This window comes from Mycobacterium sp. SMC-2 (genome assembly GCF_025263485.1).
Classification (GTDB): Bacteria; Actinomycetota; Actinomycetes; order Mycobacteriales; family Mycobacteriaceae; genus Mycobacterium.
This window is the reverse complement of the sequence record NZ_CP079863.1, coordinates 4907785-4921532: the sequence shown is the minus strand read 5'-3', so window position 1 is coordinate 4921532 and position 13748 is coordinate 4907785. Positions and strand designations below refer to the sequence as shown.

Sequence of the window (13748 nt, the reverse complement as noted above, 5' to 3'; positions counted from 1 at the left end):
CACCGTCCAACACCACGCACCCGCGGTCGAAGCGACGGCCCGGCCAGGACGCGCGGCACTACGGAATAGAAGGGGTAGCTGTTGACTGTCACACCACACGTTGGTGGAGCGCTCGAGGAGCTACTGGAGCGCAGCGGGCGGTTCTTCACGCCCGGCGAGTTCTCGGCCGACCTGCGCACGGTCACGCGCAAGGGCGGCCGGGAGGCCGACGTGTTCTACCGCGACAGGTGGAGCCACGACAAGGTCGTCCGCTCCACCCACGGGGTCAACTGCACCGGCTCGTGCTCCTGGAAGATCTACGTCAAGGACGGGATCATCACCTGGGAGACCCAGCAAACCGACTACCCCTCGGTCGGCCCGGACCGGCCCGAATACGAGCCGCGTGGTTGCCCGCGCGGGGCGTCGTTCTCCTGGTACAGCTACTCGCCCACCCGGGTGCGCTATCCGTACGCGCGGGGCGTGCTGGTCGAGATGTACCGGGAAGCCAAGGCGCGGCTCGGCGATCCCGTGCTTGCGTGGGCCGACATCCAGGCGGACCCCGACCGCCGGCGCCGCTATCAGCGTGCCCGCGGCAAGGGCGGGCTGGTCCGGATCACCTGGGCCGAGGCCACCGAGCTGATCGCCGCCGCCCACGTGCACACCATCAAGACCTACGGCCCCGACCGGGTCGCCGGCTTCTCGCCCATCCCGGCGATGTCCATGGTGTCCTATGCCGCCGGTTCGCGATTCTTCGAGCTGACCGGCGCCCCCATGACGTCGTTCTACGACTGGTACGCCGACCTGCCGGTGGCCTCGCCGCAGGTGTTCGGCGATCAGACCGACGTGCCCGAATCCGGCGACTGGTGGGACGCGGCGTATTTGATGATGTGGGGCTCCAACGTGCCGATCACCCGGACCCCCGACGCGCACTGGATGGCCGAGGCGCGCTACCGCGGTACCAAGGTGGTGACCGTGAGCCCCGACTACGCGGACAACACCAAGTTCGCCGACGAGTGGATGCCCTGTGCGGCCGGCACCGACGGGGCGCTGGCCATGGCGATGGGGCATGTCATTCTCTCGGAATGCTATGTGCGGAGGGAGGTTCCGTTCTTCGTCGACTTCTCGCGCCGCTACACCGACCTGCCGTTCCTGATCAAGCTGGAAGAGCGCGGCGACATGCTGGTGCCGGGCAAGAACCTCACCGCGGCGGACCTGGGGGAGGCGGTCGAGAACGCGGCGCTCAAACCGGCGGTGTGGGACGAGGGCACCGACTCGGTCGTGGTGCCCCATGGCTCGCTGGGATTCCGCTACGGCGAGGACGGCGTGGGAAAGTGGAATCTGGATCTTGGCACCTTGATGCCGGCGCTCAGCGTGCGAAACGCCCGCGGTGCCAACGAAGTTGGGGACACCGCGTTGGTGCACCTGGCCAGCTTCGACACGGTCAACGGCGAAGGCACCACGGTGGCGCGCGGTGTCCCGGTGCGCCGTGTCGGTAAACACCTGGTGTGCACCGTCTTCGACCTGATGCTCGCCCAGTACGGGGTGGCCCGGCCGGGGCTGCCCGGCGACTGGCCCACCGGCTACGACGACCCGACCCAGCAGAACACCCCCGCCTGGCAGGAGGCGATCACCGGCGTGTCGGCCGCACAGGCCATCCGCGTCGCCAAGGAATTCGCCCGCAGCGCAGAGGAATCCGGCGGCCGCTCGATGATCATCATGGGCGGCGGCATCTGCCATTGGTTCCACAGCGACGCGATCTATCGGGCGGTGCTGGCGCTGCTGATGCTGACCGGCTCGATGGGGCGCAACGGCGGTGGCTGGGCCCACTACGTCGGCCAGGAGAAGGTGCGTCCGCTCAGCGGATGGCTGACGATGGCCATGGCCACCGATTGGTCACGCCCAGCCCGGCAGGTGCCGGGCGGGTCCTACTGGTACGCGCACACCGACCAGTGGCGCTACGACGGGTACGCCGCCGACAAGTTGGCCAGCCCGATCGGCCGCGGCCGCTTCGCGAACAAGCACACGATGGACGTGCTGGCCTCGGCGGCAGCGATGGGGTGGAGCCCGTTCTACCCGCAGTTCGACCGGTCCAGCCTGGACGTCGCCGACGAGGCCCGAGCCGCCGGCAGTGACGTCGCCGACTACGTCGCCGAGCAGCTCGGCCGGCGCAAACTCAAGCTCGCCGTGACCGATCCCGACAACCCCGCCAACTGGCCACGGGTGCTTACGGTGTGGCGGGCCAACCTGATCGGGTCCTCGGGCAAGGGCGGCGAGTACTTCCTGCGCCATTTGCTCGGGACCGACTCGAACGCGCAGGCCGAGCCCCCGGCCGACGGGATCCGGCCCGCCCATGTGGCCTGCGACGGTGACATCCCGGAGGGCAAGCTCGACCTGATGATGTCGATCGACTTCCGCATGACGTCGACGACGCTGGTGTCCGATGTCGTGCTGCCGGCCGCGACCTGGTACGAGAAGGCCGACATCTCCAGCACCGACATGCATCCGTACGTACACGCGTTCAGCGCCGCGACCGACCCGCCGTGGGAAACGCGTTCGGACTTCGAGGCTTTCGGCGCCATCGCCCGTGCCTTCAGCGCCTTGGCCAAGCGACACCTGGGCACCCGCAGCGATGTCGTGCTCACGGCGCTGCAGAACGACACCCCGGAGGCGATGGCCTGTCCCGACGGCGCCGAGGACGATTGGTTACGCACCGGGGCGACCCCCGTACCGGGCCGGACGATGGCCAAAGTCACCGTGGTGGAACGCGATTACGCGTCCGTCTACGACAAGTGGCTGACCTTGGGTCCGCTCGTCGACACGTTCGGGGTGAGCACCAAGGGCGTCACGGTGCACCCCTTCCGCGAGGTGGAGGAATTGGCCGCTAAGTTCGGCGTGCTGAATTCCGGCGCGGCGGCGGGTCGCCCGGCCATCACCACCGCGCAGCGGATGGCCGACGTCATGCTGCTGCTGTCGGGGACGACCAACGGCCGGCTGGCCGTGGAGGGCTTCCGCGAGTTGGAGAAGCGCACGGGTCAGCGGCTGGCCCACCTGGCCGAGGGCAGCGAGGAACGCCGCATCACCTACGCCGACACCCAGGCGCGTCCGGTCCCGGTGATCACCAGCCCGGAGTGGTCGGGCAGCGAAACGGGCGGTCGCCGCTACGCGCCGTTCACCATCAACATCGAGAACCTCAAGCCGTTCCACACGCTGACCGGACGGATGCACTTCTATCTGGCCCACGACTGGGTCGAGGAGCTCGGCGAGCATCTGCCGGTGTTTCGCCCACCGCTGGACATGGCGCGGTTGTTCGGCCAGCCGGAGCTCGGCCCCGCCCCGGACGGGATCGGGCTGACCGTGCGGTATTTGACGCCGCACTCGAAGTGGTCGTTCCACTCCACCTACCAGGACAACCTGTACATGCTGTCGCTGTCGCGCGGCGGCCCGACGATGTGGATGAGTCCGGGAGACGCGGCGAAGATCGGTGTGCGGGACAACGATTGGGTCGAGGCGGTCAACGCCAACGGCATCTACGTGTGCCGGGCGATCGTCAGCCACCGGATGCCCGACGGTGTGGTGTTCGTCTACCACGTCCAGGAACGCACGGTGGACACACCGCGCACCGAGACCAACAACAAGCGAGGCGGCAACCACAACGCGCTGACCCGGGTGCGCATCAAGCCCAGTCACCTGGCCGGCGGTTACGGCCAGCATGCGTTCGGGTTCAACTACCTGGGCCCCACCGGGAACCAGCGCGACGAGGTCACCGTGGTCCGCCGTCGCAGTCAGGATGTGACGTACTGATGCGCGCACGCGATGGGGGACTGCGATGAAAGTCATGGCGCAACTGGCGATGGTGATGAACCTCGACAAGTGCATCGGCTGCCACACCTGCTCGGTCACCTGCAAGCAGGCGTGGACCAACCGTCCCGGCACCGAGTACGTGTGGTTCAACAACGTCGAAACCCGCCCGGGGCAAGGTTATCCGCGCACCTACGAGGACCAGGAGCGCTGGCGTGGCGGCTGGATTCGCGACAAGAAGGGCCGGTTGCGGTTGCGTGACGGCGGCCGCATCCAGAAGCTGTTGCGCATCTTCGCCAACCCCAGGCTGCCCATCCTCGACGACTACTACCAGCCCTGGACCTACGACTACGAGAACCTGACCACGGCGCCCGCCGGTGACACCTTCCCCACGGCCGCACCGAAGAACCAGATCAGCGGCGAACCAATGAAGATCTCCTGGGGGCCGAACTGGGACGACAACCTGGCCGGGTCACCGGAGATCCTGGCCGGCGACCCGATCCTGAAGAAGGTGAACGAGGAGGTCAAACTCGCGCTCGAAGAGACCTTCATGTTCTACCTGCCCCGAATCTGCGAGCATTGCCTCAACCCCTCCTGCGTGGCGTCGTGCCCGTCGGGCGCGATGTACAAGCGCAGCGAGGACGGCATCGTGCTGGTCGACCAGGACCGCTGCCGTGGCTGGCGCTTCTGTGTCTCCGGATGTCCTTACAAGAAGGTCTATTTCAACCACAAGACCGGCAAGGCCGAGAAGTGCACGCTGTGCTACCCGCGGATGGAGGTCGGTCTGCCCACCATCTGCTCGGAGACCTGCGTGGGGCGGCTGCGGTATCTGGGCCTGGTCCTCTACGACGCCGACCGCGTGCTGGAGGCGGCCTCGGTGGACAACGATACCGACCTCTACGAGGCGCAGTGCCGAATCCTGTTGGACCCGAACGATCCCGAAGTGATCACCGCCGCGCGCGCGGAGGGCATCTCCGACGAGTGGATCGAGGCCGCGCAGCGCTCACCGGTGTACGCGCTGATCAACGACTACAAGGTGGCGCTGCCGCTGCACCCGGAATACCGCACGATGCCGATGGTCTGGTACATCCCGCCGCTGTCGCCGGTGGTGGACGCGGTCAGCCGCGACGGCCACGACGGGGAAGACCTGGGCAACCTGTTCGGCGCGCTCGACGCGTTGCGCATCCCCATGCAATACCTTGCCGAACTGTTCACCGCCGGCGACACCGCCGTGGTGGAGGGCGTGCTGCGGCGGCTGGCGGCGATGCGTTCGTACATGCGCGACATCAACCTCGGACGCGAGACCAAGCCGCACATCCCGCATTCGGTCGGGATGACCGAAGAGCAGATCTACGAGATGTACCGGCTGCTGGCCATCGCGAAATACGAAGAGCGCTACGTCATTCCGACCGCGTTCAGCCCGCAGGCCCGCGACCTCGAACAGATGGGTTGCTCGTTGACGAACGACGGCGGCCCGGGCATGTACGAGTCGGACGAACCGGTGCCCGTGGCCGTGGAGACCTTCCACGCGCTCAAGCGCCCCGACGGCGAGGCGGCGGCCAACGGGCGCCGGCCCGCGCGGGTGAACCTGCTCAACTGGGACGGACGCCAGGTGCCCACCGGAATGTTTCCCGAAGGGCCGAAGCGATGAGGCTGCTGGCCGGGCGTCGGGGTCGCACCGACATCCTGCAGGACCGCCTGGTGTGGCAGGCGGCATCGCTGCTGCTGGCCTACCCGGACGATGACCTGCCGGGGCGGCTGGACACCGTCGACGAGTTGCTCAGCCACCTCCGCGGGCCCGCATCGGCGCTGCTCGGACAGACGCTCGACGCGCTGCGCGCCCGCGACCCGATGGCCGCCGCGATGGACTACGTGGCGACCTTCGACATGCGGCGCCGCTGCACGATGTACCTGACGTACTGGACCGCCGGGGACACCCGTAACCGCGGCCGGGAGATGGTGAAGTTCGCCACCGCCTACCGGGAGTCGGGGGTGCAGCCGCCGCGCGCCGAGGCGCCCGATCATCTGCCCGTCGTGCTCGAATTCGCCGCCACCGTCGATCCGGAGGTGGGGCGGCGGCTGCTCATCGAGCACCGCATCCCGATCGAGGTGTTGCGGGGCGGCCTCGCCGACGCGAAGTCGCCCTACGAGCCCACCGTGGCGGCGGTGTGCGCGACGCTGCCCGTCGCGACCGACCAGGACGTGCGTCGCGCGGAGCACCTGGCGAAAGCCGGGCCGCCCGCGGAAGCCGTTGGGCTGCAACCCTTTAACTTGACCGTGCCGCCCCGAAGCGAAAAAGGAGCGCCAGGTGTTTAGCAATGTGCTGTTCTGGGACATCGCGCCGTACGTCACTCTGACCGTATTGATCGTCGGCACCTGGTGGCGCTACCGCTACGACAAGTTCGGCTGGACCTCGCGTTCCTCGCAGATGTACGAGTCGCGGCTGCTTCAGGTGGCCAGCCCGATGTTTCACTTCGGCATCCTGGCCGTGTTCGCCGGGCACGTGGTGGGGTTGTTCATCCCGCCGCGGGTGACGCAGATGCTGAAACTGAGCGACCACGCCTACCACCTGCAGGCCGTGATCGCCGGGTCATTGGCGGGCTTTGCGACCCTGGCCGGGATCGGCTTGCTCATCTACCGCCGGTTCACCCGCCCGGCGGTGTCCATGGCCACCACCCGCGGCGACAAGGTGATGTATCTGGTGCTGGTGCTGGCCATCGTGGTGGGCCTGTACTGCGACCTGATCGGCACGGGGCCACACGGCGGGGAGTTCCACTACCGCTACACGGTCGGCATGTGGTTCCGCCGGATCTGGATATTGCAGCCGCACGGCGAGGTGATGATTAACGCGCCGCTGGACTACCAGTTGCATGCCCTGATCGGCATGGTGCTGTTCACGCTGTTGCCGTTCACCCGGCTGGTGCACATCTTCAGCGCGCCGGTCGCCTACCTGTTCCGGCCCTACATCGTCTACCGCAGCCGCGAAACCAAGGGCGAATTGGTCGGTACGGCGCCCCGCCGCAGGGGCTGGTAGCGGGGGTTCAGCTCACGTTCCTTGAACATCTCGACGGGTAATCGGCCGCGCCACCGCCCCGGCGATGACCAGCACTGCGCCGGGGGAGTGGCTTCGTCGGAGTGTGGGTTGGCAACGCGCTGTTGGGGCCCGGCAATCAGTGGGCTAACGGGTCCGGGCCGCATCGGGGCCCGGGGGCCTGGCGCCTCCCACAACCGCCCGTGGTCAACGACGGTGGGTGGGACCGGCGGCGGCGCGGCCGGGCCGCTGAGCGCATGCCTGGCTGCGGCGGCAAGTTCGGTGGCGGTCTGATACCGCTCGTTGGGTGGTTTGGCCATCCCGCGCGCGATCACCTCGTCGAACCCTGCGGGAATCCTCGGGTCAGTCCGACTGGGTCTCGGGGGGGCCATGTTAAGGTGCCCAGCGATCTGCTTCCATGCTGTCGCCCGGGAAAGGCTTTGTCCCGGTTAGGCATTGGTAGAGCACGCACGCCAGCGAGTACACGTCAGCGCGGGCATCGGGAGTGCCGGGCGAGAAGCGTTCGGGTTGGCTTGGGCCTCGCGACGAAATCGTTGTCGGTAGCCCTCCAGCGTCGCCATCTCGGCGGGTAACACTTTCACTGCCACGTCCCGGCCGATCACGGTGTCATGAGCCTTGAACACCTGGCCCATGCCACCTTCGCCGATCAACTCCTGCAGCCGGTAGCGCCCGAGTCCACCGACCGCACCTCCTGCCGACGCCATGACGGATGCTACCGACCTGCTGCTCCGCCTGCCGCTGGTAGCGCGGGTTGCGATCGGCCTTACTCCCATCGAGCGTGCGTCCCGGGCTTTCGGCGTGCGGCCAGGGCGACGACACGCCGTGGCGGGCCACCATGGACGCACACCGGACGGCCGGCCAGCCGGCCGCCGGTTCGCCTTTGAGGGCCCCCCGCTGCCACAATCACCGACGTGCCATTCCGTAATGTCGCCATCGTCGCCCACGTAGACCACGGCAAGACCACCCTGGTGGACGCGATGCTGCGGCAGTCAGGCGCCCTGACCCACCGCGGCGACGACACCCAAGAACGAATCATGGACAGCGGTGACCTGGAAAAGGAAAAAGGCATCACCATCCTGGCCAAGAACACCGCCGTGCACCGCCGCAACCCGGATGGCACCGTCACGGTCATCAACGTGATCGATACGCCCGGGCACGCCGACTTCGGCGGCGAGGTGGAGCGCGGACTGTCCATGGTGGACGGGGTGCTGCTGCTGGTCGACGCATCCGAGGGGCCGTTGCCGCAGACGCGGTTCGTGTTGCGCAAGGCGCTGGCCGCGCACCTGCCGGTCATCCTCGTCGTCAACAAGACGGACCGGCCCGACGCGCGCATCGCCGAGGTGGTGGAGGCCAGCCACGACCTGCTGCTGGACGTCGCCTCGGATCTCGACGACGAGGCCGCCAAGGCCGCCGAACACGCACTGGGACTGCCGACGCTGTACGCCTCCGGCCGCGCGGGCATCGCAAGCACCACCCAGCCGGCCGACGGTGAGGTGCCCGCAGGCGACAACCTCGACCCGCTGTTCGACGTGCTGATGGAGCACATCCCGCCGCCGTCGGGGGACCCCGAGGCGCCGCTGCAGGCGTTGGTGACCAACCTCGACGCGTCGGCCTTCCTGGGCCGGCTCGCCCTGATCCGCATCTACAACGGCAAACTGCGCAAGGGCCAGCAGGTCGCGTGGATGCGTGAGGTCGACGGCTTGCCCGTGATCACCAGCGCCAAGATCACCGAGTTGCTCGCGACCGAGGGCGTGGAGCGCAGCGCCACCGACGAGGCGGTGGCAGGGGATATCGTCGCGGTGGCCGGGCTGCCCGAGATCATGATCGGCGACACGCTGGCCGATCCCGATCACGCCCACGCGCTGCCGCGGATCACCGTCGACGAGCCCGCGATCTCGGTGACGATCGGCACCAATACCTCGCCGCTGGCGGGCAAGGTGCCTGGCCACAAGCTCACCGCGCGCATGGTCCGTGGCCGCCTTGACCAGGAGTTGGTCGGCAACGTGTCGATCCGCGTCGTCGACATCGGCCGGCCCGACGCGTGGGAGGTGCAGGGCCGCGGCGAGCTCGCCCTGGCCGTGCTGGTCGAGCAGATGCGCCGCGAGGGGTTCGAGCTCACGGTCGGCAAGCCGCAGGTGGTTACCCGCACGATCGACGGTCAGCTGCACGAGCCGTTCGAGGCGATGACGATCGACTGCCCCGAGGAGTTCGTCGGCGCGATCACCCAGCTGATGGCCGCCCGCAAGGGCCGCATGGAGGAGATGGCCAACCACGCGGCCGGCTGGGTCCGGATGGACTTCATCGTGCCCAGCCGCGGCCTGATCGGCTTCCGCACCGACTTCCTCACCATCACCCGCGGCACCGGGATCGCCAACGCCGTGTTCGACGGCTACCGGCCGTGGGCGGGGGAGATCCGCGCCCGCCACACCGGCTCGCTGGTCTCCGATCGTTCCGGCACCATCACGCCGTTCGCGCTCATTCAGCTCGCCGACCGGGGCCAGTTCTTCGTCGAACCTGGCCAGGACACCTACGAGGGCATGGTCGTCGGGATCAACCCGCGCGCGGAGGACCTCGACATCAACGTCACCCGGGAGAAGAAGCTCACCAACATCCGATCGTCGACCGCGGACGTCATCGAGACCCTGGCCAAGCCGCTCGAGCTCGACCTGGAACAGGCCATGGAGTTCTGCGCGCAAGACGAATGTGTCGAGGTGACCCCGGAGATCGTCCGCGTGCGCAAAGTGGAGTTGGACGCCACTGCGCGGGCCCGCAGCCGGTCGCGGGCCAAGGCCCGGGGTTAGTCGCGCGTGCTTGGGCGGGCGGTCGGGCCGGTGCTCGATACCCTGATCGGCATGCCGAGCCGAGTCCGCCGTTTCTTCATGACGGTCGGCGTGCTCGTCTCGCTGGCCGGTTTGGTGCTGGCCGCCTGCACGGTCAACCCACCGCCGGCGCCGCAGAGCACCGACACGCCACACAACTCGCCCCCGCCGCCGCCGCGGCCCACCCAGATCATCATGGGCATCGACTCGATCGGGGCGGGCTTCAACCCGCACTTGCTGTCCGACCTGTCGCCGGTGAACGCGGCGATCAGCGCGCTGGTGTTGCCCAGCGCGTTCCGGCCGGTGCCCGACCCCGGCACGCCGACGGGCTCGCGCTGGGAGATGGACCCCACCCTGCTGGAGTCCGCCGAAGTCACCAACCAGAACCCGTTCACGGTGACCTACAAGATCCGGCCGGAGGCGCAGTGGACCGACAACGCCCCGATCGGCGCCGACGACTTCTGGTATCTGTGGCGGCAGATGGTCAGCCAGCCCGGCGTCGTCGACCCCGCCGGCTACGACCTCATCAGCGGGGTGCAGTCGCTCGAGGGCGGCAAGCAGGCGGTGGTCACTTTCGCCCAACCGTATCCCTCGTGGAAGGAACTGTTCAGCAACATCCTTCCGGCGCACATCGTCAAGGACGTGCCGGGCGGTTTCGCGGCCGGGCTGGCCCGGGCGCTGCCGGTCACCGGCGGCCAGTTCCGGGTGGAGAGCATCGACCCGCAGCGCGACGAAATCCTGGTCGCCCGCAACGACCGGTATTGGGGATCACCGGCCAAGCCCGCCCTCATCCTCTTCCGGCGTGCCGGAGCGCCGGCCGCGCTGGCCGATTCGGTGCGCAACGGCGACACCCAGGTGGCCCAGGTGCACGGCGGATCGGCGGCCTTCGCGCAGCTATCCGCAATCCCGGATGTGCGCACCGCCCGGATCGTGACGCCCCGCGTCATGCAGCTGACGCTGCGCGCCAACGAGCCCAAGCTGGCCGACGCGCCGGTGCGCAAGGCGATCCTCGGGCTGCTCGACGTCGACCTGCTGGCGGCGGTGGGCGCGGGCAGTGACAACACCGTCACGCTGGACCAGGCCCAGATCCGGGCGCCCAGCGATCCGGGCTACGAGCCGACCGCGCCGCCCGCGATGACGACGCAGGCGGCGCTGGCGTTGCTGGAGGGAGCGGGCTACAGGGTGGAGGGCAACTCCTCGGGGTCGCCGGCGCCGACGCCGGCGAACGCCGGGCCGCCCGAGGTCATCCGCGGCCGGATCAGCAAGGACGGTCAACAGCTGTCGCTGGTCATCGGCGTGGCCGCCAACGACCCGACGTCCGTCGCGGTGGCCAACACCGCGGCCGACCAGTTGCGCAACGTCGGCATCGCCGCCACTGTGCTGACGCTGGACCCGGTGGTGCTGTATCGCGACGCGCTGAACAACAACCAGGTGGACGCGATCATCGGCTGGCACCAGGCGGGCGGCAACCTGGCGACGCGGCTGGCGTCGCGGTACGGCTGCCCGGCGCTGCAGGCGACGCAGGTGCCCACGTCCGCGGGGCCGAGCCCCACCTCGGCGGGGCCGACTACGTCCGGGCCGGCCACGTCCGGGCCGGGCACCTCCGCCACCACGCCGACGTCGTCCCCGCCCAGTCGCCCGGCGGATCCCAACGCGCTGGTGCAGGCGCCGTCCAACCTCACCGGGATGTGCGATCGCAGCGTCCAGTCGAACATCGATGCCGCGCTCAACGGCACCAAGAACATCAACGACGTGATCGCCGCGGTCGAGCCGCGGCTGTGGAACATGTCCACCGTGTTGCCGATCCTGCAGGACACCACGATCGTCGCCGCCGGGCCGAGCGTGCAGAACGTCAGCCTGTCGGGCGCGGTGCCGGTCGGCATCGTCGGCGACGCGGGCCAATGGGTCAAGACCGGGCCCTGAGGGGCCCTCGCTAGTTCGGGGCAGCCCGCCCCGCTGGCGCCGGGATCACGGCGTCGACGATGAGCGCCAGCTCGCGGCGGTTCGGCGGCGAGCCGGTCATCAGGAAGTGCTGGTTGATCAGAGCGGGGCCGATGCGTGCGGTCAGCGGGGTGAGCATCTCCGCATCGAGGTCGCCCTCCGCGACGGCGGCCCGCAGGATCGATTCGACGATCTGCAGGCGGGGGGCCACCACGGCGTCGGCGAAGATAGCGCGCATCTCGGGTTCGTGCAGGAGCTGGTACACGGTGGCGATGCCGGGGAAGTTGGTCTTGCCGGCGCAGATGTCGCGGTGGGTGGTAAAGACCGCGAGCAGGTTCTCCCGGGCCGACCGCCCGGGGCGCGCCTCCGGCAACGGCGGCAAGGTGTGGACCAGCGCGGCGTGCACCAGCTCGCACTTGGTGGTCCAGCGCCGGTAGAGCGCGGCCTTGCCGGTGTGGGCGCGCGCCGCGATGCCCTCCATCGTCAACCTGCCGTAGCCGACTTCGGCCAGTTCGGCCAGGGTGGCCTCGTAGAGCGCCCGTTCGAGGACCTCTCCTCGTCGGCGGCTCCGGCCGCCCGTCGGGGCGGTCTGGCTGAGCTGCGGCATTCCCCGATAGTAGCCGCATGCGTTCCTATCGGATCGACCAGGCCGCCGCCCGCAGGCGCTGCGGGTAGGGTGCCTCCATGCCTGAGACTCCACGGCTGCTGTTCGTCCACGCGCATCCCGACGACGAGAGCCTCAGCAACGGCGCGACCATCGCCCACTACACCGCCCGCGGGGCCGACGTGCGCGTCGTCACCTGCACGCTCGGCGAGGAGGGTGAGGTCATCGGCGATCGCTGGGCCGAGCTGGCCGTCGACCGCGCAGATCAGTTGGGCGGCTACCGCATCGGCGAGCTCACCGCGGCGCTGCGTGCGCTGGGCGTCGACGCTCCCCACTACCTGGGCGGCGCCGGACGCTGGCGCGACTCGGGCATGCGGGGCACGCCCGGGCGGCGGCGCCAGCGGTTCGTCGACGCCGACGAACGCGAGGCCGTCGGCGCGCTGGTCGCGGTCATTCGCGAGCAACGGCCGCACGTCGTCGTGACCTACGACCCCGGCGGCGGCTACGGCCACCCCGATCACGTCCACACCCACACCGTGACCACGGCCGCCGTGGCGGCGTCTGGTTCGGGGGCCGGCTCCGGCGACTTCCCCGGCGAGCCGTGGACCGTGCCGAAGTTCTACTGGTCGGTGTTCGCCACCCGCGCCTTCCTGGCGGGCCTGCGGGCGCTGGATCGAGAGGATCTTCTGCCGCAGTGGACAATCCCCCCGGAGGAGGAGTTCGGCTTCGGGTACGCGGACGCAGACATCGACGCCGTCGTGCACGCCGCCCCGGAGGCGTGGGCGGCGAAGAGGGCGGCGCTCGCGGCGCACGCCACCCAGGTGCTCGTCGGGCCGACCGGCCGGGCCTGCGCCCTGTCGAACAACATGGCGCTGCCGATCCTGGCGGAGGAACACTACGTGCTGGCCGGCGGCGCTGCGGGGGAGCGCGACGAACGCGGCTGGGAGACAGATCTGCTTGCTGGGCTTGATTTCACCGCCGCCGTCACGCGGTAGGCTTGCCAATCAGGCAGCCACGGAAGGATTTCGCATGGACCCCGACCTGGACCCTAATCAGCAGCATTGGCAGGACCGGCTCGACAGCCTGCAGTGGGTTATCGGCTCCATACTCTCCAACCTCGACAGCGTTCCGACCTGACCGAAACCAGGCCGCGCGCCGCATCCCTCGAAGACGGCGGCGCGACAGACCCCGCGATACGCTTCGTTGTCCTGGCGCTGTTGGCCGTCGACGGGGTCCTCTCCGCATTGGCCGGGGCCCTGCTGCTGCCTTCCTATATCGGGGCCGTCCCGTTTCCCATCAGCGGATTGATCTCCGGATTGGTCAACGCCGCCCTGGTGTGGGCCGCCGGGCGGTGGACCACGTCGACGCGGCTGGCCGCGCTCCCGTTGTGGACGTGGCTTTTGACGGTGGCGGTGATCAGCATGGGCGGCCCCGCCGACGACGTCATCCTGGGCGGTCGCGGCGTGCTGGCCTACGGGGCTCTGCTGCTGATCGTGCTCGGCGTGGTGCCGCCCTTCTGGGTGCTGTGGCGGCGCGGCCACCGCGGCTGACGTTT

General features: G+C 69.2%; 10 protein-coding genes. 8 read left to right on the top strand and 2 right to left on the bottom strand.

All coding sequences use genetic code 11. The features are described 5' to 3' along the window. Positions 1–81 precede the first annotated feature (81 nt). The 4 genes from KXD96_RS22955 to narI are packed head-to-tail and all read left to right on the top strand — an operon-like array spanning position 82 to position 6811. Entirely contained in the window at positions 82–3780 is a 3699-nt protein-coding gene (locus KXD96_RS22955) for a nitrate reductase subunit alpha (RefSeq protein ID WP_260740227.1), read from the top strand. A 25-nt stretch (positions 3781–3805) separates the two neighbouring features. Then, positions 3806–5428, top strand: a complete 1623-nt coding sequence (gene narH / locus KXD96_RS22950) for a nitrate reductase subunit beta (RefSeq protein WP_260740224.1) — start codon at positions 3806–3808, stop codon at positions 5426–5428. Continuing rightward, entirely contained in the window at positions 5425–6093 is a 669-nt protein-coding gene (gene narJ, locus KXD96_RS22945) for a nitrate reductase molybdenum cofactor assembly chaperone (RefSeq protein ID WP_260740221.1), read from the top strand. The genes narH and narJ overlap by 4 nt, the downstream gene beginning before the upstream one ends. After that, positions 6086–6811, top strand: coding sequence for a respiratory nitrate reductase subunit gamma (gene narI / locus KXD96_RS22940; RefSeq protein WP_260740218.1), 726 nt, complete (start codon positions 6086–6088; stop codon positions 6809–6811). Before narJ ends, narI begins: the two co-directional genes overlap by 8 nt. Positions 6812–7257: 446 nt before the next feature. Here narI and KXD96_RS28825 read toward each other — a convergent pair whose 3' ends face one another. Next, positions 7258–7533 carry a hypothetical protein gene (locus KXD96_RS28825; protein ID WP_396877275.1) on the bottom strand — a complete coding sequence of 92 codons (276 nt, stop codon included), beginning with the start codon at positions 7531–7533 and terminating at the stop codon, positions 7258–7260. Between the two features lie 207 nt (positions 7534–7740). Between KXD96_RS28825 and typA the strand changes: the two genes are divergently transcribed. Beyond that, positions 7741–9630, top strand: coding sequence for a translational GTPase TypA (gene typA / locus KXD96_RS22930; protein WP_260740215.1), 1890 nt, complete (start codon positions 7741–7743; stop codon positions 9628–9630). Between the two features lie 45 nt (positions 9631–9675). Continuing rightward, positions 9676–11571, top strand: a complete 1896-nt coding sequence (locus KXD96_RS22925) for an ABC transporter family substrate-binding protein (RefSeq protein WP_260745510.1) — start codon at positions 9676–9678, stop codon at positions 11569–11571. Positions 11572–11581: 10 nt separating this feature from the next. Here the strand turns inward: KXD96_RS22925 and KXD96_RS22920 are convergent, their stop codons facing one another. After that, positions 11582–12196, bottom strand: coding sequence for a TetR/AcrR family transcriptional regulator (locus tag KXD96_RS22920; protein ID WP_260740212.1), 615 nt, complete (start codon positions 12194–12196; stop codon positions 11582–11584). A 77-nt stretch (positions 12197–12273) separates the two neighbouring features. On the opposite strand from KXD96_RS22920, the gene mshB reads away from it, so the two are divergent. Then, complete coding sequence (mshB, locus tag KXD96_RS22915) at positions 12274–13188, top strand: N-acetyl-1-D-myo-inositol-2-amino-2-deoxy-alpha-D-glucopyranoside deacetylase (RefSeq protein WP_260740208.1); 915 nt, start codon at positions 12274–12276, stop codon at positions 13186–13188. A 93-nt stretch (positions 13189–13281) separates the two neighbouring features. Beyond that, on the top strand, positions 13282–13743 hold the full coding sequence (locus KXD96_RS22910) for a hypothetical protein (RefSeq protein ID WP_260740205.1): 462 nt from the start codon (positions 13282–13284) through the stop codon (positions 13741–13743). Positions 13744–13748: the final 5 nt, after the last annotated feature.

What these genes read in the sequence shown, in the direction of transcription:
- narH (WP_260740224.1), top strand. Translation starts at nt 3,806, where the DNA reads ATGAAAGTCATGGCGCAACTGGCGATGGTGATGAACCTCGACAAGTGC.
- narJ (WP_260740221.1), top strand. Translation starts at nt 5,425, where the DNA reads ATGAGGCTGCTGGCCGGGCGTCGGGGTCGCACCGACATCCTGCAGGAC.
- KXD96_RS28825 (WP_396877275.1), bottom strand. Translation starts at nt 7,533, where the DNA reads ATGGCGTCGGCAGGAGGTGCGGTCGGTGGACTCGGGCGCTACCGGCTG.
- KXD96_RS22920 (WP_260740212.1), bottom strand. Translation starts at nt 12,196, where the DNA reads ATGCCGCAGCTCAGCCAGACCGCCCCGACGGGCGGCCGGAGCCGCCGA.
- mshB (WP_260740208.1), top strand. Translation starts at nt 12,274, where the DNA reads ATGCCTGAGACTCCACGGCTGCTGTTCGTCCACGCGCATCCCGACGAC.